The 24,113-nt window shown below is 42.6% G+C and carries 21 protein-coding genes; 4 read left to right on the top strand and 17 right to left on the bottom strand.

The features are described from left to right. The first annotated feature begins 366 nt into the window (after positions 1-366). Both IGI73_RS06970 and IGI73_RS06965 read left to right on the top strand, forming a co-directional pair. Complete coding sequence (locus IGI73_RS06970; RefSeq protein WP_074934011.1) at positions 367-906, top strand: hypothetical protein; 540 nt, start codon at positions 367-369, stop codon at positions 904-906. Between the two features lie 105 nt (positions 907-1,011). Then, the gene (locus IGI73_RS06965; protein ID WP_428206308.1) at positions 1,012-1,767 is read left to right on the top strand and encodes a Tat pathway signal sequence domain protein; all 756 of its coding nucleotides are present in this window, start codon (positions 1,012-1,014) and stop codon (positions 1,765-1,767) included. 95 nt (positions 1,768-1,862) lie between these two features. On the opposite strand, the gene IGI73_RS06960 is transcribed toward IGI73_RS06965, so the two are convergent. The 11 genes from IGI73_RS06960 to IGI73_RS06910 all read right to left on the bottom strand — a co-directional run bounded on the left by IGI73_RS06960 (position 1,863) and on the right by IGI73_RS06910 (position 14,086). Next, positions 1,863-2,318, bottom strand: coding sequence for an S-ribosylhomocysteine lyase (locus IGI73_RS06960; protein ID WP_008382180.1), 456 nt, complete (start codon positions 2,316-2,318; stop codon positions 1,863-1,865). A 12-nt stretch (positions 2,319-2,330) separates the two neighbouring features. Next, complete coding sequence (locus IGI73_RS06955) at positions 2,331-2,975, bottom strand: class I SAM-dependent methyltransferase (protein ID WP_010748111.1); 645 nt, start codon at positions 2,973-2,975, stop codon at positions 2,331-2,333. A 2-nt stretch (positions 2,976-2,977) separates the two neighbouring features. Continuing rightward, positions 2,978-4,123 carry a cystathionine gamma-synthase gene (locus IGI73_RS06950; protein ID WP_428206309.1) on the bottom strand — a complete coding sequence of 382 codons (1,146 nt, stop codon included), beginning with the start codon at positions 4,121-4,123 and terminating at the stop codon, positions 2,978-2,980. Then, entirely contained in the window at positions 4,113-5,078 is a 966-nt protein-coding gene (locus IGI73_RS06945) for a PLP-dependent cysteine synthase family protein (RefSeq protein WP_428206310.1), read from the bottom strand. The genes IGI73_RS06950 and IGI73_RS06945 overlap by 11 nt, the downstream gene beginning before the upstream one ends. Before the next feature lie 409 nt (positions 5,079-5,487). Next, on the bottom strand, positions 5,488-6,588 hold the full coding sequence (locus tag IGI73_RS06940; RefSeq protein WP_081116845.1) for a glycerol dehydrogenase: 1,101 nt from the start codon (positions 6,586-6,588) through the stop codon (positions 5,488-5,490). A gap of 187 nt (positions 6,589-6,775) precedes the next feature. Further along, complete coding sequence (gene dnaJ, locus IGI73_RS06935) at positions 6,776-7,945, bottom strand: molecular chaperone DnaJ (protein WP_005225937.1); 1,170 nt, start codon at positions 7,943-7,945, stop codon at positions 6,776-6,778. A 126-nt stretch (positions 7,946-8,071) separates the two neighbouring features. Further along, positions 8,072-9,901, bottom strand: coding sequence for a molecular chaperone DnaK (gene dnaK, locus IGI73_RS06930; protein WP_005225936.1), 1,830 nt, complete (start codon positions 9,899-9,901; stop codon positions 8,072-8,074). A gap of 52 nt (positions 9,902-9,953) precedes the next feature. Next, on the bottom strand, positions 9,954-10,541 hold the full coding sequence (gene grpE, locus IGI73_RS06925; protein ID WP_005225935.1) for a nucleotide exchange factor GrpE: 588 nt from the start codon (positions 10,539-10,541) through the stop codon (positions 9,954-9,956). A gap of 38 nt (positions 10,542-10,579) precedes the next feature. Next, positions 10,580-11,623 (bottom strand): heat-inducible transcriptional repressor HrcA, encoded by a 1,044-nt coding sequence (gene hrcA / locus IGI73_RS06920; RefSeq protein WP_005225934.1) that lies wholly within the window; start codon positions 11,621-11,623, stop codon positions 10,580-10,582. A gap of 183 nt (positions 11,624-11,806) precedes the next feature. Next, positions 11,807-12,997 carry a radical SAM family heme chaperone HemW gene (gene hemW, locus IGI73_RS06915; RefSeq protein ID WP_086295222.1) on the bottom strand — a complete coding sequence of 397 codons (1,191 nt, stop codon included), beginning with the start codon at positions 12,995-12,997 and terminating at the stop codon, positions 11,807-11,809. A 441-nt stretch (positions 12,998-13,438) separates the two neighbouring features. Further along, positions 13,439-14,086, bottom strand: a complete 648-nt coding sequence (locus IGI73_RS06910) for a hypothetical protein (protein ID WP_087627395.1) — start codon at positions 14,084-14,086, stop codon at positions 13,439-13,441. Positions 14,087-14,203: 117 nt separating this feature from the next. On the opposite strand from IGI73_RS06910, the gene IGI73_RS06905 reads away from it, so the two are divergent. After that, positions 14,204-15,070 (top strand): aldo/keto reductase, encoded by an 867-nt coding sequence (locus IGI73_RS06905; RefSeq protein ID WP_074536422.1) that lies wholly within the window; start codon positions 14,204-14,206, stop codon positions 15,068-15,070. Between the two features lie 136 nt (positions 15,071-15,206). Here IGI73_RS06905 and iadA read toward each other — a convergent pair whose 3' ends face one another. The 4 genes from iadA to truB all read right to left on the bottom strand — a co-directional run bounded on the left by iadA (position 15,207) and on the right by truB (position 20,235). Beyond that, positions 15,207-16,391: a beta-aspartyl-peptidase gene (iadA, locus tag IGI73_RS06900; protein WP_074934019.1), complete on the bottom strand. Its 1,185-nt coding sequence runs from the start codon at positions 16,389-16,391 to the stop codon at positions 15,207-15,209. 30 nt (positions 16,392-16,421) lie between these two features. Continuing rightward, positions 16,422-18,113 (bottom strand): putative basic amino acid antiporter YfcC, encoded by a 1,692-nt coding sequence (yfcC, locus tag IGI73_RS06895; protein ID WP_170927566.1) that lies wholly within the window; start codon positions 18,111-18,113, stop codon positions 16,422-16,424. Positions 18,114-18,352: 239 nt separating this feature from the next. Further along, positions 18,353-19,306, bottom strand: a complete 954-nt coding sequence (gene ribF / locus IGI73_RS06890; RefSeq protein ID WP_170927522.1) for a riboflavin biosynthesis protein RibF — start codon at positions 19,304-19,306, stop codon at positions 18,353-18,355. Between the two features lie 2 nt (positions 19,307-19,308). Next, entirely contained in the window at positions 19,309-20,235 is a 927-nt protein-coding gene (gene truB / locus IGI73_RS06885; RefSeq protein WP_428206311.1) for a tRNA pseudouridine(55) synthase TruB, read from the bottom strand. A gap of 122 nt (positions 20,236-20,357) precedes the next feature. Between truB and IGI73_RS06880 the strand changes: the two genes are divergently transcribed. Then, on the top strand, positions 20,358-20,936 hold the full coding sequence (locus tag IGI73_RS06880; RefSeq protein WP_015509588.1) for a phosphatase PAP2 family protein: 579 nt from the start codon (positions 20,358-20,360) through the stop codon (positions 20,934-20,936). A gap of 50 nt (positions 20,937-20,986) precedes the next feature. On the opposite strand, the gene rbfA is transcribed toward IGI73_RS06880, so the two are convergent. Further along, positions 20,987-21,337, bottom strand: coding sequence for a 30S ribosome-binding factor RbfA (gene rbfA, locus IGI73_RS06875; RefSeq protein WP_005225925.1), 351 nt, complete (start codon positions 21,335-21,337; stop codon positions 20,987-20,989). Positions 21,338-21,370: 33 nt separating this feature from the next. Then, positions 21,371-24,103, bottom strand: coding sequence for a translation initiation factor IF-2 (infB, locus tag IGI73_RS06870; protein ID WP_428206312.1), 2,733 nt, complete (start codon positions 24,101-24,103; stop codon positions 21,371-21,373). Positions 24,104-24,113: the final 10 nt, after the last annotated feature.

Raw genomic sequence — 24,113 nt, 5'->3', positions numbered from 1 at the left:
TAAAACAATGCCACATTCAAATGCTCGAAAACATTCCCAACGATCTGTTTGCGTCAAATGCCCTTTACCACTGAAGCCGTATTTTTTTATCTTGTAGTTGACTATAGTATATCACGTGAATTTCATAATCATCAGGAATAGAGACTAAATTTTATTAAAACTATGAAATGTAGTTTGAAATCGAGTAGTCAGATCAGGAGTGGCATGTTACACTTATTAAAGAACACTCCCTCCATAACTGTATAAGCTGTAAAAATACATTGATTCTTTTGTTTAACCATCGGTTAGAACCCTTCTTATAAAAAACCAACCTTAAAATAACAACAAAAGAAAAATGCAGAAAATTACTTTGGAGGCATACATCGTATGAAAACCATCTATTTCTTTCCCTTACTGATTTTCCTTTCCTTATCACTCACAGGCTGTACCCTGATTGACGAACTCCTGGATGAAACGCGACAAAGCAGTTCTTCATTAGAAACAGCGGTGACTTCTCAATCATTGTCAATGGATTCGGAAGTTAGAAGCTCTTCCTCTACTGAAAAGCAAACAACGTCTACTACAATTGACATAAGCAGCTCTTCTGACAGCCTTGATCAACAGTCAGTAAGTACCGAAGAATCCACCTCTCACTTCTCCTATTGCGAGCAATTGCAGATTGGATTGCCACGACGTTGGAATAGAACCGTCACCAAAGATTTGCTCCACCAATTGCAAGAAGGAATGTCCTGCGATCAAGTATTAGAGATCATGGGTGGACTGCCTTCTTGGCGACTAGCGATTCTAGGCGTGGAATCCAATGCCTGGATCAATCAAGAGGGCGAAGCGATCATCGTTACCCTTTCCAACCGAACCGTTACTGGCGTTACCTGGCATGATCAGTTTTCTGAAACAGAAATTGAGTAATCCATTAAGCGATCTCTCGTAACTAAGATTGGCAAAATGCGTGATGAAATTCAAACACCTCTATTATCATAAGTCGTCTAAAAAACTTAGGAGTTGAAGGATAAAATGAAACTGAATCGTCCTCAGAAAAAAATCCGGGAGCATCGCAGAAGAAGTCTTTTGCTTTGTTTGGGCATTAGTTGTTTTTTACTCGGAGCTGTCCTCTTCTACAGCGAAAATCAACCAGCAGCTGCCTACGAGCAGTTTTTAGAGATCGATTACTTAACTGCTTTACTGGAAGAAAGACCTTCCCCTGAATCCATCAGCGATCTTGGCCTCGATCTCATCAAACGTAGTGATCGGGTAAACCAAGAGCGCAGTGCCATTAACCGAAAGCGGCGCCGCGAAAATGTGATCGTCACGGAAGAGACTAGAAAAGTTTTTTCTCCCGATCAAGGAGCAATGGTTGATGAAGTAAGAAAAGTAACCACTCGTTTACCTGATTCAGCCATTGATTTGTTATCAACGATGGCTGACAGCAGCGCTCTCGAGACAAAAAGAGTTCCTTTAGGTTCAAGGGACAAACTGTCCAAAATCAGCTTTTATTTTGACTCCGATAACGCGGGAAATGAACATTTATCTAGAATCACATTGGTTGATGTCCCAGAATTTTTCGGTATTGATTTCTCACAATTCGGGAAAGAGGATGATATTGAGGAGATCAAAGAGACATTGATCGAACAGTATGGTTTAGATGCTCACATCAGAGACGTTAGCGTCATTCGGAGACTTTTCTTTGTTCATGAAGGATTTGAGTTTTACATTAGTCAAACCTATAATCCAAACGGAGTCGGCATCACTGTCCAAGCAGTAGAACCATAAACAAAAACTATCGAACCCCCGTCTCTTTGCGGGTTTAACAAAAAAGGCGTCTGCGAATCCAAACGCAGGCACCTTTTTTCTACTTCTATTTTTATTTAGGCAAAAACGGTCGACCAATTGTCACGTTCATCAAGAAATTCTTGCGCTAATTTTTGCGCACCCTCTAAGGTATGGTTCGCCGCCCAACCGCATTGCACTTCATTGCTGGCAGGTACTTCAGTTGCTTGCAAAACGTCCTTCATGGTTTTTTCTAGGACGGTCAAAATCTCTTCATAATCGTCGTGATTCAAGACAGTCAAATAAAAGCCGGTTTGGCAGCCCATTGGTGACCAGTCCACGATATAATCCGCATGATTACGAATCAATTCTGCCGTCAAATGTTCTAGCGAGTGCAGACTTGCCATATCCATATGCGCTTGGTTCGGCTGCTTCAAACGGACATCATATTTGATGATGGTATCATTCGTTCCTTGTTTTTTATCGGCAACCCGTACATAAGGTGCTTTGACTTTCGTATGATCCAAATTAAAGCTTTCAACATTCATTTTCATTGTACTTCTCTCCTACTCTTTTTGTGCTTCCACAAGCCAAACATACTCATTGATCTGCTTAAAACGACTGGTAAACCCATGCTGACGAAAGTATCGTTCGATATCCGCTATAACTGGATAGTACTCTCTTTGCAGATCAGCGGCTAGTCGCTGGTGACCAGCTTGCCGTGCTTCATCGATTCGTTCCATTTGGTGGGCTAGAGAAAGAAACATCGTATCCCCGAAAAGCACTTTCCCACCTTTGGGCAGCATCGCAGCATATTTGCCGATTGCCCGTTGTTTTTCGTCCTCCGTAAGATGATGAAAAACATAGGTAGAAACGATCGTATCAATCACATCCGTGATCTCAGGAAAAACCTCCATATCCCCATCTACAAAAGTCACTTTAGAAAGACTGGGTTTTGACTTGGCGATTCGCCGCATCTCTGGCGATGGCTCGATTGCCAGCACGTTTTTTCCTTGATCAAGCAGAGCTTGTGTTAGATTTCCAGTTCCACTACCAAATTCTACCACAGACTGCCCTGCTTTTTCAGCTATTTCAGCGAGTAACTGTTCATATTTGAAAAAAACCGCTCGATATTCTTCATCCTTACCTGCAACTGTTTCATCGTACTCAGCTGCCCAGTCAGAAAAAATTGGAATAAACTCTCTCCCCATCACTAGCTACCTGCCTTTTCAAACGCTTGCTCTAAATCTGCCTGCAGATCCTCACCGTCTTCGATGCCGAGAGACAACCGAATCAAGCCATCTTTGATCCCAGATTGCTCACGAATTTCTTTAGGGATCGAGGCATGGGTCATCACGGCTGGCACTTCTACCAAGCTTTCCACGCCACCTAAGCTTTCTGCTAAAGTAAAAATCTTTAATGATTCAACAAATTCTGCTGTTTTCGATTCATCGTTTAGTTCAAAAGATATCATACCGCTATACCCAGACATCTGTGATTTGGCGATCTCATGTCCTTCATGGGCAATCAATCCTGGATAATACACGTTTGCGACAGCTGGATGTGCTTGTAAGTAGTGAGCAATTTTCATCGCGTTGTTTTGATGTGCTTCCATTCGCAAAGCAAGAGTTTTGATGCTTCGTTGAATCAACCAGCTATCATGAGGCCCCAATACACCACCAATGGCGTTTTGTAAAAAAGCAATTCTTTTGGCGATTTGCGGCTCTTTGGCAACCGCTAACCCAGCTACTACATCACTGTGTCCACCGAGATACTTGGTAGCACTGTGAATCACAATATCTGCGCCTAATTGTAGCGGCTTTTGAAAGTAAGGGGTCGCAAAGGTATTATCCACGATCGTCAAAATGTCCTGTTTTTTAGCTAGTTGGGCAACGATTGCGATGTCCGTGATCTTCAATAATGGATTAGTCGGCGTTTCCAGAAAGATCGCTTTGGTTTCTGGAAGGATGGCTGCTTCAACGGCAGCTAGCTCATTTGTTTTGACAAGTGTATAAGACAATCCGCTTTTTTCTAATACTTGATGGAGCAAACGAAACGTCCCGCCATATACATCATCCCCTAAAATGACATGGTCTCCAGTCTGAAACAGCGAGAAGACCGCATGGGTGGCTGCTAATCCAGAGGCAAAAGCAAACCCTTGGGCGCCTTCTTCCAGATCCGCAATCAATTCTTCTAAGGCAAATCGAGTTGGATTGCCTGAACGACTGTATTCATATTGCTTTGGCTGACCAAGAGCATTTTGCCGATAGGTTGATGTTTGGTAAATTGGCACACTAACAGCACCAGTCATTTCGTCTTCGCTGATACCGCCGTGGATTACTTTTGTATTAAAATGCATGGTTTACTCCTCCTATGAATGGGGTGATTGCTGATTCACCCGCATAAATCTGTTTTGATAGATAGCGATCGCCTCCATCTGGAAAGACGGTAACGATCGAGCTTCCAGTTGGTAATTCGAGGCTTTCTTTTACTGCTGCTGCCATCGCCGCTCCACTTGAACTTCCAACAAGCAAACCATAGTTTCTTGCCAAGTAACGAGTAAAAGCAAAGCCTTCAGCATCACTGATCGTATAAATTTGATCAATAAGCAAATCGTCAAAAAATTGTGGAATGAACTCAACACCGATCCCTTCAATCTCATGTCCATGGGCAGGCCCGCCATTTAAGATCGATCCTTCTGGTTCAACGACAGCAAGTCGAGTGCTTGATTTTTGCTTCTTTAAGTATGTTGCGACACCCGCGAAGGTCCCCCCGCTGCCAGATCCAGCAACAAAGCTGTCAATTTTTCCAGATAACTCCTGAAAGATCTCTGGGCCTAAGGTTGCTTGGTAGGCTGCAGGATTGTTTTGATTGTGAAATTGCATTGGCATATAACTATTTGGTAGCTGTTTTGCTATTTCCTTTGCTTTTTCAATCGCCCCTTGAATGCCTGCTTCAGTGGGCGTATGAACGATGGTCCCGCCCAACGCTTCAATCAGTTGCTGCTTTTCAAGGCTAAATTTTTCAGGAATGACAAAAATCATTTTTAAGCCATACTCGATTCCAGCTAAAGCTAAACCAATTCCAGTATTTCCCGCTGTCGGTTCGATAACGGTTGTCTCATGATCGATCACATGCTCGCGAAACGCTTCATCGATCAAATACTTTCCTAAGCGGTCCTTGATACTTCCACCAGGATTTAAATACTCAAGTTTCGCATAGATGGTACTTCCCTTTTTGCCGCCAAATGCTGCGGCATCAAATTCAAAGAATGGGGTGTGCCCAATCAATGCTTTTATATTATTAACGATCATCGCTCGACTCCTCGCTCAACTTTGTTTGGCACAACTCGTATGCTTCATGTACTCATTTTCATTTGCAATCATCAGCCGTCGCCAATGAAAGCGGTAAAAAACAGCAAACAAAAAGGGGTACTGACTATTACATCAGTACCCCAAAAAAATGTCGTCTTATCCGGATAGAAGTGAATCACTAAAGAAACTTCAGCGATCTTCTGCGACAAAGGAACTAATAATAGGCATGACAAATCGGTATGCTGCTTTTTGCACCATACAACAACAACAGGTAGTTTGTGTGTTGACGTTTGTCATGTCTTGTTCCCTCCTTTAATTTGCTTGTTATCAAAATAGCACGACTCTTTTTTATTGTCAAACGTTTTTTGAAATCACCGAGCACACATTGATGATCTTTAATAAAATAACATCATAGAGGATAGTAAGCACTCACATAGGCATCCACGGCTTTGATCGCTGCTGCAACATCTTCTGCAGAAACCGGAAATGGCATATTGTGGATCGTTTCCCCTTCGATGGTTGCTTGCTCGCCAATTTTTAATAGGTCTGCATCGCTGGCTTCCGCAAGATGCATGTCGGATAATGTCGTCGGTAATTCTAATGCCTGATACAATTCTATATATTGGTCGAGCTCTTCAGGATCTGCATTTTCCAGCATCAATTGAGTGAGTGTTCCGTAAGCAACCTTCTCACCATGGGTCAGATCATGAACGTCTCCTTCAAGGGCTGTCAAGCCATTATGAATCGCATGAGCTGCTGCCAGACCTGCACTTTCAAAGCCTAATCCACTAAGCAAAGTGTTGGCTTCCACGATTTGTTCAAAAGCTTCGGTAACGACTTGTTTTTTATTCGCTTGATAGGCTTTTAAGGCATTCTCAAAAAGGATCTCTTCGCATTTTTCAGCGATCGCCATGCTGGCAATTGGTTGCACCCCGCCGACCATATTTTTACTATGGCTTCGAGCAACAGCACGTGCCTCGACATAGGTTGCGAGTGCATCCGCAATACCAGCGGCTAGCAATTTGGCAGGCGCTTTGGCAATCACAGCGGTATCCACTAAGACAAGTTCAGGATTTTTGTTATAAAAACGATACTTTTCAAAACGACCTTCATCAGTATAAATAACAGAAAGTGCCGAAGTTGGTGCATCAGTGGAGGCAATCGTTGGCAAAACAGCAATCGGTATTTTCAATTCATCTGCAACAGCTTTCCCAGTATCGATGGCTTTCCCACCACCTAATGCGGCAATCACTTCGATTGATTCACTTTTGGCTTTAGAGACGATACGATCGATTTCATTTGCAGAAGCTTCTCCACCAAAAATTTCTTTTACCGGATCTAACTCGGCTGCTTTCAGGTTCTCAAATAGTTCTTCACCGGCAATTTTCCAAACAGTTTCATCGGTCAAAAGAAGCACTTTCTTTCCTAAATCTTTGATATGGGATAACCCATGCTTCAAGACCCCTTTTCCTTGAACGTATCGTGACGGACTCGCAAATATTCTTTCCATTGTATCTCCTCCTTTAATTGGTCTACTTTTATTGTGACACACTAAGCAAGCGATTTCAAAGGAAAAGAAAAAAAGATGGCCAAGAAGATTCGATTCTTGCCCATACTGCACATTTATAGCCATACAAACACTCATGCCCTTATAAAACGGATGGTTTTATAAGGGCATGAGTTGGATTTTTTCATGGTTATTTCTTTTTCCCACCAAAAGCATCTTTCATTTTATCAAAAAATCCTTCTGGTTGTTGTTCGTTCGTTTCATGGCCACTGGCTTTTGCATAAGCCCGCAATGCCTCTTTTTGTTCCTCATTTAAGTTCTTAGGTGTGATCAGCTTCACTTTGACCTGTTGATCGCCATTGCCGCCTCCCCGTAAGCGAGGGGCTCCCTTACCGCGTAAGCGGAAGTTTGTGCCTGTTTGCGTACCAGCTGGAATTTTTAATTTCACATTCCCATGAACCGTTGGTACATTGACTTCGTCGCCTAAAGCAGCTTGGACAAAGTTTAACGGCAGTTCGTAATAAATTTCCGACCCATCACGGTCAAAAATATCACTTTCTTCCACTCGGAAAACAACGTACAGATCACCATAAGGACCACCATTGGTGCCAGCTTCTCCTTGACCAGACAAGCGCATTTGTTGTCCATCTTCGACACCTGCAGGTACGTTGACTTTCACACTGTGTTTTTTCTTTTCATGGCCAGTACCATGACATGTTGTACATGGTTCTTTGATTTCTTTCCCAGTTCCATGACAAACATCACAGGTTTGACGGCTCATCACACGACCAAGCGGTGTTTGACGTTCAACATTGATGGTACCTGCACCATGACATTTATGACAGGTTTCTGGTGAAGTACCTGGTTTTGCCCCGTTCCCACCGCAGGTATGACAGGTTTCTTCACGATTGTATTGAACAGTTTTTTCCACTCCGAAAATCGCTTCTTCAAAGGAAAGATCAACCGCATATTGCAAGTCCGCTCCTTGTCGAGGTGCATTAGGATTGGCTGCTCTGCCGCCTCCACCACCGAAAAACGATTCGAAAATGTCTTCAAATCCACCAAAACCGCCACCGGAGAATCCGCCACTGTTAAAGCCGCCGAATCCACCGCCATAACCGCCTCCGTAGTTCGGATCGGTACCAGCATGACCATACTGGTCATAAGCAGCTCTTTTTTGGGAATCACTTAATATTTCATAGGCCTCAGAAATTTCTTTAAACTTTGCTTCTGCATCAGGTTCTTTATTGATGTCTGGATGATATTGTTTTGAAAGCTTACGATAAGCTTTTTTGATTTCGTCATCCGAAGCCCCTTTTTGTAGACCTAAGACCTCATAATAATCTCTTTTGTCTGCCATTGGCTTCCCTCCACTATATTCTTGCGTCTCTCGTATTTTAGCATATAATTCGCTCTAGAAAAATACGTTTCGCAAATTCATAAGAAAAAGCCAAAGCGGTGACTTTGGCTTTTTCACAAACAGCGATTATTTATCGTCACCGTCTACTTCTTCAAAGTCGGCGTCAACCACATCGTCTGCGCCGCCTTGTGCAGCTTCTGGATTTTCTTGTGCTTGTTGTTGTGCTGCTTGTTCGTATAATTTAACAGTTAAGTTTTGTACGATTTCATTCAAAGCATCACGTTTCGTTTTCATTTCTTCTAAGTTGTTTGCTTCAAGTGCAGCTTTCAACTCATCACGAGCTTCTTCCGCTTTTTTGACTTCGTCTGCATCCACTTTGCCTTCAAGCTCTTTCAATGTTTTATCAACAGTGAACAACAAAGCATCGACGTCATTGCGTAGATCAACTTCTTCTTTGCGTTGTTTGTCGGCTTCAGCGTTTGCTTCAGCATCTTTTACCATGCGTTCGATTTCTTCATCTGATAAACCTGAAGATGATTTGATCGTGATTTTTTGTTCTTTTTGTGTACCTAAATCTTTTGCAGAAACATTGACGATCCCATTTTTATCAATATCAAATGTTACTTCGATTTGAGGGATGCCACGAGGTGCTGGTGGAATATCCGTCAATTGGAATCTACCTAATGTTTTGTTGTCAGCTGCCATTGGGCGTTCTCCTTGCAAGACATGGATATCAACGGCTGGTTGATTGTCTGCTGCAGTTGAGAAGACTTGTGATTTACTTGTAGGGATCGTTGTGTTACGATCGATCAGTTTTGTGAAGACGGCACCCATTGTTTCGATACCTAATGATAATGGTGTAACGTCTAGTAAGACGACATCTTTCACATCACCTGTGATCACGCCACCTTGGATCGCAGCACCCATCGCTACCACTTCATCTGGGTTTACTGATTTGTTTGGTTCTTTATTGGTTTCTTTACGAACAGCATCAACTACTGCTGGAATACGTGTTGAACCACCAACTAAGATGACTTCATCGATTTCTGATTGTGATAAGCCAGCATCTTTCAAAGCTTGGCGTACTGGAATTTTTGTCCGTTCGACTAGGTCTGCGGTCAATTCATCGAATTTCGCACGAGTCAAGGTCATTTCCAAGTGCAATGGACCAGCATCACCAGCTGTGATAAATGGCAAGCTGATTTGAGTACTTGTTACACCTGACAAGTCTTTTTTCGCTTTTTCAGCAGCATCTTTCAAACGTTGCAAGGCCATTTTGTCTTTTCCAAGATCAATGCCGTTTTCTTTTTTGAATTCTGCTACCATGTGATCGATGATTTTGTTATCAAAGTCATCCCCACCTAGGTTGTTGTCCCCAGCAGTTGATAATACGTCAAAGACGCCATCCCCTAATTCAAGGATCGATACGTCAAAAGTACCGCCACCTAAGTCAAAGACTAGGATTTTTTCATCTTTATCTGTTTTATCTAACCCATAAGCTAAAGCTGCGGCAGTTGGTTCGTTGACGATCCGTTCTACTTCAAGACCGGCAATTTTACCAGCATCTTTGGTTGCTTGACGTTGTGCATCGTTGAAGTATGCAGGAACAGTAATGACTGCTTTTTCAACTTTTTCACCTAAATAGTCTTCAGCAAATCCTTTGATGTATTGAAGAACCATTGCGGAAACTTCTTGTGGTGTGTAAGATTTGCCTTCAACTTCTACTTTGTATCCAGCTTCACCCATATGGCGTTTAATAGAAGAAATCGTATTCGGGTTTGTTACTGCTTGGCGTTTTGCAACTTCCCCTACTTGGATCTCACCGTTTTTGAATGAGACAACAGAAGGTGTGGTACGGTTTCCTTCTGGATTCGTAATGATTTTTGCTTCGCCGCCTTCAAGGACAGCAACAGCTGAGTTTGTTGTTCCTAAGTCGATACCGATAATTTTACTCATAAGTAATACACTCCCTTTTTTAATTTAAACATCTACTTATAGATAGAAAGAACTATTGTGCAACGATGACCATGCTTGCACGCAAGACACGATCATGCAATTTATACCCTTTTTGCAAGACAGTAACGATTGTGTCTGCCGGTGTTTCATCAGAGGCAGGTACAGTCTGCACCGCTTGATGCAAGTTCGGATCGAACATTGCACCTTCAGCAGGAATCTCTTCGATTCCCTCTTCTTTTAAGGCTTGACGCAGACTTTCAAGAACCATTTCAACGCCTTTTTTCAAATTCGCAGCTTGGTCTTGATCGACATCTGCTGCCATCGCTCGTTCCAAATTGTCGATTGCTGGCAACAGTTTTTTGCCAAGATCTTGCGAGCGGTATTTTTGTAAAAGTTCCCGCTCGTTGCGGTTACGTGAAGTGATATTTGCGATCTCTGCACGAGCACGCAGGAATTGATCTTCCAATTCGTTATTCTTTTCTTGCAAAAGTTCCAATTCGCTTTTTTCCACTGCTTCTTCCTCTGGTTGAGGAGTCTGTGCTTCAGTTTCAGTTGATTCATTTGAAGATTCAGTTGTTTCTGCGGTTTCTTCAGCAGTTTTATCTAATTCTTCATCTAAACGCTCTTCTTTTTCCGTCACGTTTCAACCATCCCTTCTACGATTTGTTTCATTGCCGCTTATTCATTGGCAGCGTCTAATGCGCGATAATAATCGGCCAATTTTTTTGCTAACTCGCCTCGAAAAACTTCCATCAATCCAAACATCCGTGAATACGGCATACTTGATGGACCTAATAAAGCGATCGTTCCTTGTCCATGACCTTCGATTTCATAGCTGGCTTGGATCAAACTCATATTTTGTAACAAGTCGTTGCCAAGCTCAGAGCCGATTCTGATTTGAATCGCAGAATCTCTTGGCGCCAGCAGCTGTGTTAGCTGATCTGCGTTTTTCATAAATGAATACATCGATTTGAACTGACTAACATCTTGCGTCGGTTCAAAATCCAGAAGATTCATTCGCCCGCCGACGAAGATTTTTTCTTCAAAAATATGGCTCAGCATCGTATCAAAGAGATCAACGATTCCGTCAGTCGTTTGAAAATACTTATGCAGAATCATAGGAATCTCGGTTCTTAATCGATGGTAGACCGTCATTAGAGGTTCACCGATCAATTTGTCGTTGATGATCCTTACCATTTTTTCCAAATCTTCGCTGCTCATCGATTCAGGAAGAGTAAAGACTTGATTTTCGACATTTCCTTTATCCGTCACGATGATCGCGATGATCTGTCGTGCATTCAAAGGGACGATTCGAAAGCCCGTCAATTTCCTTTCCTTCATATCTGGTCCGAGAGACAACGCTGTATAGCTAGTCAAGTTGGACAAGATCGTGGCAGACTGCTGGATGATTTCATTGATTTCATGAAAATCTTTTCCAAAAGAATGACGAATGGTTTGAATTTCGTTTTGGTCAACTTCAGATGGCTTCAATAAGTGATCAACGTAATAGCGATACCCTTTTATTGATGGCACACGCCCTGAAGATGAATGTGTTTTTAGCAGAAGTCCAGCTTCTTCCAGTGCCTTCATCTCATTACGAATGGTGGCAGAGCTAGCTTCAACCCCATCTTCCATCAATCGCTTCGAGCCCGTGGGCTGACCAGTATTCGTATAGTTTTGGATGATGAGGTGTAAAATCATTTGTTGTCTAGGTGTCAACATTTTATCCACTCCTCCGTTAGCACTCATTCCTATTAAGTGCTAACACGATTATAAATATACCATATTTGCTAGGAATGTCAAGTATTTGCATCACTTTTTTAGCACTCTTTCTAAGAGAGTGCTAAAAAAAGAAATCAAAAAAAGAAGCAGCGCGAAATGGCTACTTCTCTTCCTTGTTCTTCCTTATTTTTCTCCATCCAAGAGAAATGCTTCAAACACTTCGTTGCCAATGAACATCCCAGCTTTCGTTAAAAAGACACGATCACCTTGACTAGCCAACCAGCCTTTTTGAATCAACTGTTCGCTAGTTGAACCATAGATTTCCTGAAAAGACTTCCCGAATTTTTCTGCAAAGCGTATTTTTGAAATGCCAGCCTTTTTACGAAGGCCTAAAAACAGTTCCTCTTCCATTTGATTACTGGTTGTCAATTCTTCGGTTTCATGGATTGGCAATTGATTTTCCTGTAATGGTTTCAAATAATGCTGGATTGGACCTTTGTTCTTGTAGCGGGTCTGTCCAAGATACCCGCTGGCGCCTGCCCCAAAGCCAAAATAATGTTCATTGTTCCAATACACTAGATTATGCAAGGACTCATACCCTGGTCGTGCAAAATTACTGATTTCATATTGATTCAAGCCAGCTTTTGTCATCGCGGCGATCGCCTCATCAAACATCTGCGTTTCAGCTTCTTGAGAAGGCAGCGCCATTCTCCCTTGGCGAACCCAGTTCATAAACATGGTTTTGTTTTCTAAAATCAAGGAATACATCGCATAGTGAGGCAACCCGAGATCAATCGCTCGCGTCAGTGTATCACGGAAGCTTTCTATGCTTTGTCCCGGAAGTGCATAAATCAAATCGATCGTCACATTCTGAAAATCATGTTTTTCCAGCAGCTGAATGGTTGAATAAACATCTTCAGCGGTATGCTTGCGGCCAATTTTTTTAAGCAAGCGATTATCAAAGGTTTGGACCCCCATCGACAAGCGAGTGACTTGATGGTTTTTCAAAACCAGCATTTTTTCTTCACTCAAATCACCAGGATTTGCTTCCACGGTAAACTCTTTGGTTGTGTGGGTCGGTAGCAATTCATGCACACCTGAAAGCAATCGATCCAGCTGGTTCGCCGAAAGCGACGTTGGCGTCCCGCCGCCGATATAAATTGTTTCCGCCTCATTGATAGGCTGACGCAAGAGGGTCAGCTCAATTTCTTTTAGTAATGCTTCGATGTACTCATCCACTGGCTGCCCTTCTAAAAACACTTTGTTGAAGTCACAGTAATAGCAGATATGTTCACAGAATGGTATATGTATATACGCAGAAATATTTTGCGCGCTTTTTGTAGATGGATCGTTTATTGTTTGACCTTCAGGCATTCCTAAGTGATTCTCCTCTACCTTCTTTTTACTCCCATCGCTGAGAGCATCGGCACTCATTGTAGCATAGTTCTTAGAATTCTCCTATCACTTGGACTATTTTGGGCAAGAAAAAACACCACTTCCAAGAAGTGATGTCTTCAAATAGTCATAGCAAAAATTAAGAGCACTACTCTTATTAAGTACGGTAAAATACCGCTTTTGTTCTTATCCCGCCCAGAAAAAAATCTGTTTGTTACAAGAACTAACACTTCCCCCAAACTGTTAGCGCCACAATAGATAAGCTGTTGCTGACGGCTTACTTAACAAGAGCAGGACTCTTATTCTTGAAAGACAATTGCTTGTCTTATCTGACTTAAGTATACCTTTTTTAAAAAATTAAGTCCTATCATCTTTTTCACCAGTCTATGAAAACGATGAGAATCATCCCCTTGGCGACCGTTATAGAATGTGCAGCAAAATATCGATCAGATAGCGGATCAACCGATACGCAATAAATAAGAAGAAAATATTTCCCAGCAAGAATTGAAAAACATTGCCGATCGATCCTTTAAAGGAGCGAAAGCTGAAATAACGCGACCAACGATTGAACCCGTTTTGGCGATTTCGTTTCAAACGATACGCTTCATCATACTTCATTTCCAAGAGGTCATAGTAAAAAATCATCAAGGGTTGTTGCACAAAGAAAACTTTTTTATAGCCTGCCATCAACGTGTACTGCTTATTATTGGAAGGGAAGTTGCGATTGCCGTTTTTCTTCACGCGCATCGTTGTTCCATCGTTCATTGGGAACGCATAATGATCCTCGAATTCTGTCAGTTGATGAATTTGCGGCACCTGATTTTCTTCTTCAAAAGCACGTACGACCTCACTCGCCTTCTGATAAAGTGAAACCAGCCACGCCATCATCCCTAGCAAAATACCTAACAAGATGATATTTAAAAGCAAACTTTCTTGTAACAAAAATAAATAACCTAAGATAATCAAAATCGCCACACCAAGGGCAATCATTCTTCTACGGAAATAACTGCGATACATCAACTCAAAAGAGCGCCGATAATAGGCAAAATCTTCTTTTACAAAATCCATTTTTTCCACATCTTTCTGCGTCTAGGTTGCTGATAATGTATCAAAGATCCTTTTGAAAGTCAATTTACCGAAAAAGTTTCAGCGTCTGATTTGTTTCAAACAAGAAAACGTTTTATAATGGAAGATGTAACAAAAAAAAGCGATGAAAGTAGGTTGAGATACGTGATATTACAAGAAACATTTACCTTGCAGAACAAACTGACGATTCCTAAGATTGGCCTTGGAACCTGGCAATCTTCTCCAGAAGATGCTTACAACGCCACAAAATTTGCCATTCAAAACGGTTATCGACATGTCGATACAGCGGCAGCTTACAAAAACGAAGAAGCGGTTGGGAAAGCTGTGCGCGATTCAGGCGTTGCCCGCGAAGAAATTTTTGTTACCACGAAAGTACCTGCTGAGTTGAAGACCTATCAAGAAGCGGTTGATAGCATTGATGCTTCTCTAAAAAAACTTGACTTAGGGTATATCGATTTGATTTTGATCCACGCCCCTCGTCCTTGGAAAATCATGGGAAACAATCCAGAAAACAAAGATTTTTATCTTGAAAACATCGATGTTTGGAAAGCATTAGAAGAAGCCTACTTAAGTGGGAAAGTAAAATCAATTGGTGTTTCCAACTTCGATCAAAAAGATTTACAGAATATTTTTGATCATTGCGATGTGAAACCGATGGTCAACCAGTTTGTTTACCATATTGGACGCACAAATGAAGAGTTATTGGCATTTTGTAAAGACCACGAAATTTTAGTGGAAGGCTATTCTCCAATCGCCACCGGTCGTTTACTCGATAACGATGCAGTGAAGACGATTGCGGAAGCTTATGGAAAATCTATTCCACAACTTTCAATTCGTTACTTGCTACAAAAAGACATTCTGCCATTGCCAAAATCCGTTCATGAAGAATACATTGCTGACAATGCCAAAGTTGACTTTGAAATTTCTGAAGAAGATATGAAGAAATTGGATGCGTTGCAAGCTTAAGAATGCTTGCGTTTAATTGAAAAAAGCAGTCCGATCAAGTCCAGTAAATGCTGGTCATGGATCGGGCTGCTTATTTTGTTCTAAAACTCTGTTTAGAAAAACAACCCTTTCTTAGTTTGTCAAAGCTGGAATCTTCTTATGTTAGTTGCTCAAAGGTACCCCACACTTTTACTTCTTGTTTTTCTACCATCGTTCTGCCTTTCGCTAGAACCGTTTCTACTACTAATGTTTCTTTGTTCAGCAAGCAAATATCAGCATCCATCCCTGCTGCAAGACGTCCCTTTTGATCAAGCTTCAATACTTTCGCTGGATTAGAAGTGATTGCTCGAATGGCGATCTCCAATGGAATCTGCTCTTTTTGGACTGCTTCTTTAATGCCTACCATCAAGGCTCGCGAACTACCGACACCCAGACCTATGAATTGATTGTTTTCATCAAAGTACGGGAGGCTACCTTGCCCATCAGAGGTCATGGTAAATTGATCCAGCCCGATCCCTTCTGCTAACAAACGCTTCAATCCTTTACTGAAGCGAACCTCATCGTCTTCTTTTTCCCAGAAATCAGGATCCTCACTCGCCGTAAAATCAATCGTTCCACCCATTTTTGCAAAAGCAATACTTGCTTCGAAAAGCTCGCTGGTCCGATTGGCATGTGTCGGTAAAAATTGGCTGATTGGAATCTCTGTTTCTTCGATGGTTCGTAAAAGTAGCTCATATTTTCTCTTTCCTCCACCTAAGTGGACGTTTACGATGCCTGCTTTTCCAGAAAGCATCCCACCAACACGGGCATCCGCCACCGCGCGGGTAAATTCTTCGAAACTCGGTTGTGAAGAACGATGGTCAGAAACGGCAATTTCACCGATACCAATGATTTTGTCAATAGTCAAAAAATCTTGAATGATAGAATCGGTGACCGGAGTCAATGGCAATCGATAAGAACCGTCATACAAGTACGTCGTGATGCCTTCTGCCTCTAGTCCACGGGCCTTACTGATCAAGGCAGTCATATCTCTGCCTACTCCGTCAGTACCCAAACACCCAACCACTGTCGTTACCCCCGCAGAGGTCAGCTGAGACAATTTCACTTCTGGTGTCCGGTTCTGAAAGCCGCCTTCCCCGCCACCTCCTAAGATATGAAAGTGGCAGTCAATAAAGCCGGGAACAGCAAGTAACCCTGTGCCATCGATTTCTTCAAGAGGAACCCCTGAGAATCCTCCTTCGATCGAATCTTCAATAGCAATGATCTTGTCTTCGCTTAAAAGAATATCTTTTTTTCCTAAATAGTCAGGCGCATAAACCTCCGCTTGTCGTATCACCTTCATGAGTGCTTCCTCCTCGTGTCTGATTGCTTCTTATTGCAAGCCGATCGCGACTGCAATAAAGATGAAGATCGTTCCTAATACAAATAAGAACCCTTGCATTTTGATCTGGAATTTCGCCCATTTCACCCATTCGATTCTTGCGACACCTAGCACACCGATCAGACTTGCCGATACTGGAGTGAAGGCATCCATGAAGCCTGAGCCTAATTGATAAGCCAATACAGCGATCTGTCTTGAAACACCTAAAAGATCAGCTAATGGCGCCATGATCGGCATGGTCAATGCAGCCTGACCTGAATTGGAGGTCACGATCAAATTGAAGAAGCTTTGGAAAATGTACATGAACCATGCCCCAATAAATGCTGGAACATTGCTTAACAAACCACCGATGCTGTGCAAAATCGTATTCAAGGCTGACGGCACGTTGGCATCAGAACCGCCGAGAACCAGAAGAATCCCTTTGGCCATCCCTACAACGATTGCAGTTCCCGCTAATTCTGAGGCCCCTGATTGAAAGGCACTCGCCACATCATTCAAGCCCATATTTTCTAATTTGAAAAGAACCGCTATGATTCCTGCCCCTAAGCCCATAACAAAGAATTGAGAAGCGATCTCGGGAATATAATAGCCTTTTTGTGTCACACCCCATACGATCCAGATCAAGACCGCCAGCATTTCAACCAAGATCAATTTATGACCTAATAAAAATGGTTTTTGCTCACTGGAGGTTTTTTCAAGATGATTTCGAAAATACGCATCTGATTGATACGTGAGCGATTTCTCAGGATTCTTGCGAATTCTTTCGGCATAGATCATGAGGTATCCTGCGGATAATGCGGTAACCACGACCCACATGATGATTCGGAACGTTGCGCCTGAAAGAACGGGAATACCTGCGATCCCTTGAGCCACTGCCACACTAAATGGACTCATCCACGAGGTGGCATTCCCAATCTGGGAGGCGACATAGGTGACAGTGACCGCCACGATCGAGTCATACCCTAATGCGATCACGAAAGGCACCATGACCATCGAAAACGGAATGACTTCTTCTGCCATCCCAAAAGTAGCACCACCAAATGAAAAAGCAAAGAACAACAGCGGCAATGCCAAACGTTCTAATCCACGGGTTTTGCTGATAAATGCAAAGATCCCCGCATCGATCGCTCCCGTTTGCATGATAATACCAAATGCACCACCGACCACTAAAATCAGTGCTGCAATCCCTACTGCTGAGCCGTATTTGTCGCCAGAAACCAACCCTTCAAAAACAAAATTTAAAAAGCCGAAACCGCCAAAGTCATCGGTTCCCCAAACCTTGGCTGTTTTATGCAGTTTTTCTGAAGTATCATAAATCTTTTCGCCATAAAGGCTGTAAAGGGTGTCATCCGTTAGCCCGACCTCATCTAATTGACTCTGGGACAACTCTTTAGGCCCTTCAGCTAGAACAGCTGCTAAAGCCTCAGGATCGACATCTAATTCTTCCAGCTCTTGTGGATCGTCTTCCAATTGATTCAACTGTTGATAGACGTATTCGTTATCTAACGGGTAGGCATAACGAAACGAATCTTGCATCAAGACCGTTCTGGTACTTATGTCCCCATTTGCATCGGTATACTCGATTTCTTGTGTACTAAATTTCCCAGCAGGAACTAAGAAAGTCAGCAACCATGCCAACAGCACGACCCCAAAAATGATGACATACGTATGCGGCGTTTTCATTTTGGTTAAATCTTTCTTTTCTTTCCCCTTTTTCGCTTTTTTTCCAATTGTCACTTTTTCTCTCCCTTTCCCTTTGCAGCGTACTGCATAAATTATCATTTTAGCCTATTTTTTAGTATATCGAAAAAACGTTTTTTCCTCATGGGGAAAGCATTAGAATTCAAATAAACTACGTTATAAAAAGAGAGAAAAAGAAAAAGTGAAAAGAAGCCAGAAACGCTTCTTTTCACTACGAATGACTAGTTTTCTTCAGAAAGCCCATCAAAATAAGCTTCAGTGTCTCGTTCATCTTGCTTTAATTGCTCGATCAACGCTTGTGCGCCATTGAAAGCGACTTGATCACGTAAGAAATGATGCCAACGGATCGCCACGGTTTCACCATAGATATCTTGGTGAAAATCGAGAATATAAATCTCTACTGTTAACTGGCGACCTTGACCAAACGTATCATTGTGACCAATCGATCCCATCGATGGATACCACTTGTCACCAACTTTGATTTCCGTCACATAGACGCCTTCTTTTGGCAACCGAACGGTGCTCTTCACTTTGATATTTGCGGTTGGAAACCCAAGTTCTCGTCCTCTAGCATCACCGTGAACGACGGTTCCTTCAAATTCATAAATATACCCTAACAAGCGATTGACTTGCGCCACATCACCATTTTGTAGTGCAGAGCGAATGCGTGTGGAGCTGACCTTTTCCTCATGAAACGATTCTTGCGCGACAGTCACGACTTCAAAACGTCCTTCTGCATAGGTTGGCAAAAGCGCCATGTTGGCTATCTCTTTCTTGCCATAGGTATAGTCAAAACCTGCAACAACAACTTTTGCATGCAGTCCGATCATGTATTCATCTACAAATACTTGCGGTGCCAAATTTGCAAAAGCAGAAGTAAATTCAATGATATAAAGAATATCTACCCCAAGTTGTTCCATGTGCGCTTCTTTTTGCGGCAAACTGGTCAGGTATTGCATTTTTTCAGGATCAACCTTTTGAAAAACGATCGAGGGATGCTGATTAAAGGTCATCAACGCCAATTTTAACCCTTTCTCCTCTGCAATCTTTCGTCCTGTTTCAATGACTTTTTGATGACCTAAATGCACGCCATCGAAAAAGCCTAAAACTAAGACGATCTCCTCCTCAGGAATCGCTGCGTGATCATAAGGGTGTCTTATTTCAATGATTTCCATATTCATTCTCCTATTTCTGTACGGATGACTTTTACCGGTTTCATCATATCCTGATATTTGTCATGAGCTTTATAGATACTGATCAATTGTTCTCGATAAAAAATCGCCACTAATTCCTCTGGGCGCTTTGGTAATCCAAACGCGCTGAAGGGCAAACGCATGCCATTTTTTACTTTCTGCCAGAGGTCTGCATCGATCGTCACTTGAAGAAATTCTGATACCCCGTATTCTAAAGGTAGTAGTAGTTCCGAAACACGTTGTTCATCGACTGCCTTTTTCACCTCTGCAATCGTGTAGGATTGTTCTTTTGAAAAACCACCGCTTTTTAGGCGAGTCAAATCAGACATATGCGCGGGTACACCCAGCAATTTCCCTGTGTCGACCGCTAACGTGCGAACATAAGTCCCTTTTCCACAAGAAACTTCAAAACGCCAGCTTTGCGTATTGTCCTCATGAAAAACCGGCTCTGAAATTCGTTTGAAGGAATAAATTTCTGCTTTGCGCTGTGGCCGCTCGACAGTTTCATTGTTGCGAGCATATTCGTAAAGTCGTTTGCCATTGACTTTGACCGCCGAATACATCGGCGGGATCTGGGTAATCGTCCCCGTCAACTGTTTCATTGCCTGATCGATCTCTTCCTTCGTAAAAGGACGAGTTAGTGCTTGTTGTTCAACGATATCCCCCGACCGATCTTCTGTAGTGGTACTGAAGCCCAAAGTGATTTCCCCGGTGTAGACTTTTCCAGAATCAACCAAGTATTCGACGATCTTCGTTCCTTTTCCGATACAAATGGGCAAGACACCATCCACGTCAGGATCTAGTGTGCCGCTGTGTCCGATTTTTTTTGTCTTTAATATTTTTCGTAATTTAAACACGCAGTCGTGACTTGTTTGTCCACGCTCTTTCCATAATGGTAAAATCCCGTCCATCGTATTCCTCCATTTCACTTCAACTTGCTTATTATAACATATAAAAAAAATTCATTGCACGACAAAATCCTTTTCGCTCTTTCTCATTACATGATAAACTAAGCATATAAGGAGGTCCTAAAATGGTTGTTTTAACGATAGGGTCATTTATTGGATTTGCCATTTTTTTGATCATGATTCAGCTCGGCACGATGCAGCGTTGGGAAGAAGCGTTTGCTTTGCAGATCATCCAAAGCCGTACGCCCTCTTTGACGCGCATGATGCACTTTTTTACCAATTTAGGAAAAGCCTTTCCGACAGTTGCGATTGCTTTACTGTTGTTTGCCTTTCCATCATCGCGGGCGGATCTTGCACCAAAAACAGCAGTCAGTATCTTCATAGTATCAGCAGCTGCTTACTTGATCAAACGAATCGTCCGACGAGATCGTCCTATTGATCATCGTTTAGTTGAAGAAAAAGATCACAGCTTTCCTAGTGCTCATGCTGCCACATCCGCTGCCATGTATGGAACGATCGCCTTGAATCTTGGACAATTGGTTCCCTCAGCTGTCATCCCGATGACCTTACTGGCAATTTTGCTTAGCTTTATGATTGGCTTTAGCAGAGTCTACTTAGGAATCCATTTTTTAACAGATGTGATCGGTGGTTGGCTCTTAGGGGCAGGTGTTGCTGGACTGGTTACTTTACTGATGAATTCCTGATGCTTTTTCCAAATAAAAAAGAACAGCTTCGACTGGAAGCTGTTCTTTTTTTATTCTTCTGAGTGCAATGCGCGAATCATTTCATCAATTTTATTCCCGTATTGTACAGATTCATCCAACTCGAATTGGATTTCTGGAACTTTGTAGAGCGTTAGCGCTTGGCCTAGTTCACGACGAACCAACCCAGTTGCTTTTTCCAGTCCTGCTTGGGCTTTTTGCTTATCTGAAGCCAAGTCCGTCAAGGTGCTGTAAAAGATCGTTGCTTGCTGCAAATCTCCAGTTACTCGTACATCTGTGATCGTCACATCTTGCACGCGAGGATCACGAACTTTTTTACGAAGAATTTGATTGACTTCTTTTAAGATTTCTTGCGCCACTCGGCGATCTCGATAGTTAGCCATTCAAAAAGCCTCCTTGTATAGTTGTCATTTCGTTTATTTTGGTGGTACTTCTTCCATGACATAGCCTTCGATCACATCATCGACTTTTACGTCGTTGAATTTCTCGATCATCGCGCCACATTCAAATCCTAGCTTCACTTCTTTGACATCGTCTTTGAAGCGTTTCAAGCTGGCAAGTTTGCCTTCATAGATGACGATACCGTCACGAATCACCCGTACACCACTGTCACGGCGAATGCTGCCTTCCGTCACATAGCAACCAGCGATCGTACCAACTTTAGAAACTTTGTAGGTTTCACGAACAATCATTTGACCGGTGATTTTTTCTTCAAATTCAGGATCAAGCATCCCTTTCATCGCTGTTTCGATTTCTTCGATCGCTTTGTAGATAATGCGATGCAAACGAATATCGACTTCTTCTGCTTCCGCTTGCTGTTTGGCTTGCGGTGTAGGGCGGACGTTGAATCCGATGATGATGGCATTACTTGCTGCTGCTAGCGTTACGTCACTTTCATTAATGGCACCAACGGCTGAATGGACGATGTTTACTCGCACACCTTCAACATCGATTTTCTTCAATGACGCAGCTAACGCTTCGGCTGAACCTTGTACGTCTGCTTTGATGATGACGTTCACTTCTTTCAGTTCGCCTTCTTTTAGACTTTCAAACAAGTTATCCAATGTCACACGACTGCTTGATGCACGTTGTTCCATCAAGGCACGTTTTGCACGTTCTTCACCTGCTGCCCGAGCCGTTTTTTCATCTTCAAAGGTAACGAAACGGTCACCTGCTTGAGGGACATCGTTCAATCCTGTGATTTCGACTGGCGTTGCAGGTCCAGCTACTTTATCACGACGACCTAAATCATTCGTCATCACGCGGACACGACCGAAAGTGTTCCCCACAACGATTGGATCACCAACATGAAGAGTTCCTTGTTGTACCAATAGTGTTGCTACAGGACCTTTGCCTTTATCAAGGCGCGCTTCAATAACGGTACCGATCGCCCGTTGGGTAGGATCAGCTTTCAAATCTTCGACTTCTGCTACTAAGAGGATCATTTCAAGCAATTCTTCAATGTTTTGCCCAAATTTCGCTGAGATTTCAACGAAGATCGTATCCCCACCCCAAGCTTCTGGGATCAACTCATGTTCACTTAATTCTTGCATCACATGTTGAGGGTTAGCACCTGGTTTATCGATTTTGTTAACTGCAACGATGATTGGCACTTTTGCTGCTTTCGCATGGTTGATCGCTTCCACCGTTTGCGGCATGACACCATCATCAGCTGCGACAACTAAAATCGTAATATCAGTGATACTTGCTCCCCGTGCACGCATACTGGTGAACGCCGCGTGTCCAGGAGTATCTAAGAAAGTGATTGGTTTGCCGTTGATGTCGATTTGGTAAGCCCCAATATGCTGCGTGATTCCTCCAGCTTCACCACTTGTTACGCGTGAATGACGTAATGTATCAAGCAATGTTGTTTTCCCGTGGTCAACGTGACCCATGATGGTAACAACAGGTGGTCGTGATACTAAATTCTCTTCAATTTGTTCTTCTGCTTCGAAGAATTTATCGATATCTGCGATATCCACTTGAACTTTTTCTTGTGGTTCGATTCCGTAATCGGTAGCAAGCAGTTCAATCGTATCTTTATCTAAAGGTTGGTTTTGATTGACCATAACCCCCATCATAAAGAGCTTCTTGATGATCTCTGCTGGTTCACGGTAGATTTTTTTCGCGATATCCGCTACGTTCATGCCTTCTGTATATTCCAATACTTCTGGCAGTTCACGGAATTTACGTGCTGGAACTGGCGGTTTCTTTTCCGTCTGCTGACGGCCTTTTTTCCCTTTTTTGTTAAATTTATTGCGATTGTTGTTGTTGAAATTGTTATTGCGTCCACCGTAATTTGACTTGCCTCGGTTTTGATTTCCTCCACGGGAATCATTCGAGCCTTGCGTACGGTTGTTGTTGCGGTCTGCCCCTTGCGTATTTCCTGCAGATTGAGCGGCTGGACGGTTTTGTTGCCCTTGATTGTTCGGACGATTTTGTTGTCCTTGGTTGTTTGGACGGTTTTGCTGTCCTTGGTTATTCGGACGATTTTGTTGTCCTTGGTTGTTTGGACGGTTTTGTTGTCCTTGATTGTTTGGACGGTTTTGTTGTCCTTGATTGTTCGGACGATTTTGTTGTCCTTGGTTGTTTGGGCGATTTTGTTGCCCTTGATTATTCGGACGGTTTTGTTGCCCTTGATTGTTCGGACGGTTTTGCTGTCCTTGATTATTCGGACGGTTTTGTTGTCCTTGGTTTGTTGGGCGGTTTTGTTGCCCATGATTGTTACGATTCTCTTGGTTATTCACTCGATTATGACTTCCTTGGTTATTTGGTCTGTTACTTCCTTGACTGTTCGTGCGCTCTACTTGTCCTTGACCAGCAGGACGGTTATTGCTTTGCGTAGTTCGCTGTTGACTTTGATTGTTATGACGGTTTTGGAAGTTAGGATTATTTCTTTGCGTTTTAAATTTCTTTTGTTCTTGTTTTTCCGGCTGGTTGGCTGGTTTCTGATTTGCGGGATTTGAGTTTGCAGATGTTTTACCATTTGGATTGCCGCCTAATGACTGCTGCAATTTCTGCGCCTCTCCATCTGAGATCGCGCCCATATGATTTTTGACATTAAAGCCTAAAGATTGTGCTTTTTCAACAACCTCTTTGCTCGATTTGTTCCATTCTTTTGCAAGTTCATAAATTCTTTTTTTCCCCATGCAATCACCT

This window comes from Enterococcus sp. DIV0755f (assembly GCF_051713725.1).
Lineage (GTDB): Bacteria > Bacillota > Bacilli > Lactobacillales > Enterococcaceae > Enterococcus_D > Enterococcus_D casseliflavus.
The sequence above is the reverse complement of the archived record's forward strand: the minus strand, read 5'-3'. Positions and strand labels throughout refer to the sequence as shown.

Bases quoted from the DNA above. Each gene is read 5' to 3' on its own strand.
- infB (WP_428206312.1), bottom strand. From the start codon at position 24,103: ATGGGGAAAAAAAGAATTTATGAACTTGCAAAAGAATGGAACAAATCG.
- IGI73_RS06905 (WP_074536422.1), top strand. From the start codon at position 14,204: ATGGAAGATGTAACAAAAAAAAGCGATGAAAGTAGGTTGAGATACGTG.
- IGI73_RS06955 (WP_010748111.1), bottom strand. From the start codon at position 2,975: ATGGGGAGAGAGTTTATTCCAATTTTTTCTGACTGGGCAGCTGAGTAC.
- IGI73_RS06960 (WP_008382180.1), bottom strand. From the start codon at position 2,318: ATGAAAATGAATGTTGAAAGCTTTAATTTGGATCATACGAAAGTCAAA.
- dnaK (WP_005225936.1), bottom strand. From the start codon at position 9,901: ATGAGTAAAATTATCGGTATCGACTTAGGAACAACAAACTCAGCTGTT.
- IGI73_RS06965 (WP_428206308.1), top strand. From the start codon at position 1,012: ATGAAACTGAATCGTCCTCAGAAAAAAATCCGGGAGCATCGCAGAAGA.
- IGI73_RS06880 (WP_015509588.1), top strand. From the start codon at position 20,358: ATGGTTGTTTTAACGATAGGGTCATTTATTGGATTTGCCATTTTTTTG.
- IGI73_RS06950 (WP_428206309.1), bottom strand. From the start codon at position 4,123: ATGCATTTTAATACAAAAGTAATCCACGGCGGTATCAGCGAAGACGAA.
- rbfA (WP_005225925.1), bottom strand. From the start codon at position 21,337: ATGGCTAACTATCGAGATCGCCGAGTGGCGCAAGAAATCTTAAAAGAA.
- dnaJ (WP_005225937.1), bottom strand. From the start codon at position 7,945: ATGGCAGACAAAAGAGATTATTATGAGGTCTTAGGTCTACAAAAAGGG.
- iadA (WP_074934019.1), bottom strand. From the start codon at position 16,391: ATGAAGGTGATACGACAAGCGGAGGTTTATGCGCCTGACTATTTAGGA.
- yfcC (WP_170927566.1), bottom strand. From the start codon at position 18,113: ATGAAAACGCCGCATACGTATGTCATCATTTTTGGGGTCGTGCTGTTG.
- IGI73_RS06910 (WP_087627395.1), bottom strand. From the start codon at position 14,086: ATGGATTTTGTAAAAGAAGATTTTGCCTATTATCGGCGCTCTTTTGAG.
- ribF (WP_170927522.1), bottom strand. From the start codon at position 19,306: ATGGAAATCATTGAAATAAGACACCCTTATGATCACGCAGCGATTCCT.
- IGI73_RS06945 (WP_428206310.1), bottom strand. From the start codon at position 5,078: ATGATCGTTAATAATATAAAAGCATTGATTGGGCACACCCCATTCTTT.
- IGI73_RS06940 (WP_081116845.1), bottom strand. From the start codon at position 6,588: ATGGAAAGAATATTTGCGAGTCCGTCACGATACGTTCAAGGAAAAGGG.
- hemW (WP_086295222.1), bottom strand. From the start codon at position 12,997: ATGCCTGAAGGTCAAACAATAAACGATCCATCTACAAAAAGCGCGCAA.
- hrcA (WP_005225934.1), bottom strand. From the start codon at position 11,623: ATGTTGACACCTAGACAACAAATGATTTTACACCTCATCATCCAAAAC.
- truB (WP_428206311.1), bottom strand. From the start codon at position 20,235: ATGGACGGGATTTTACCATTATGGAAAGAGCGTGGACAAACAAGTCAC.
- IGI73_RS06970 (WP_074934011.1), top strand. From the start codon at position 367: ATGAAAACCATCTATTTCTTTCCCTTACTGATTTTCCTTTCCTTATCA.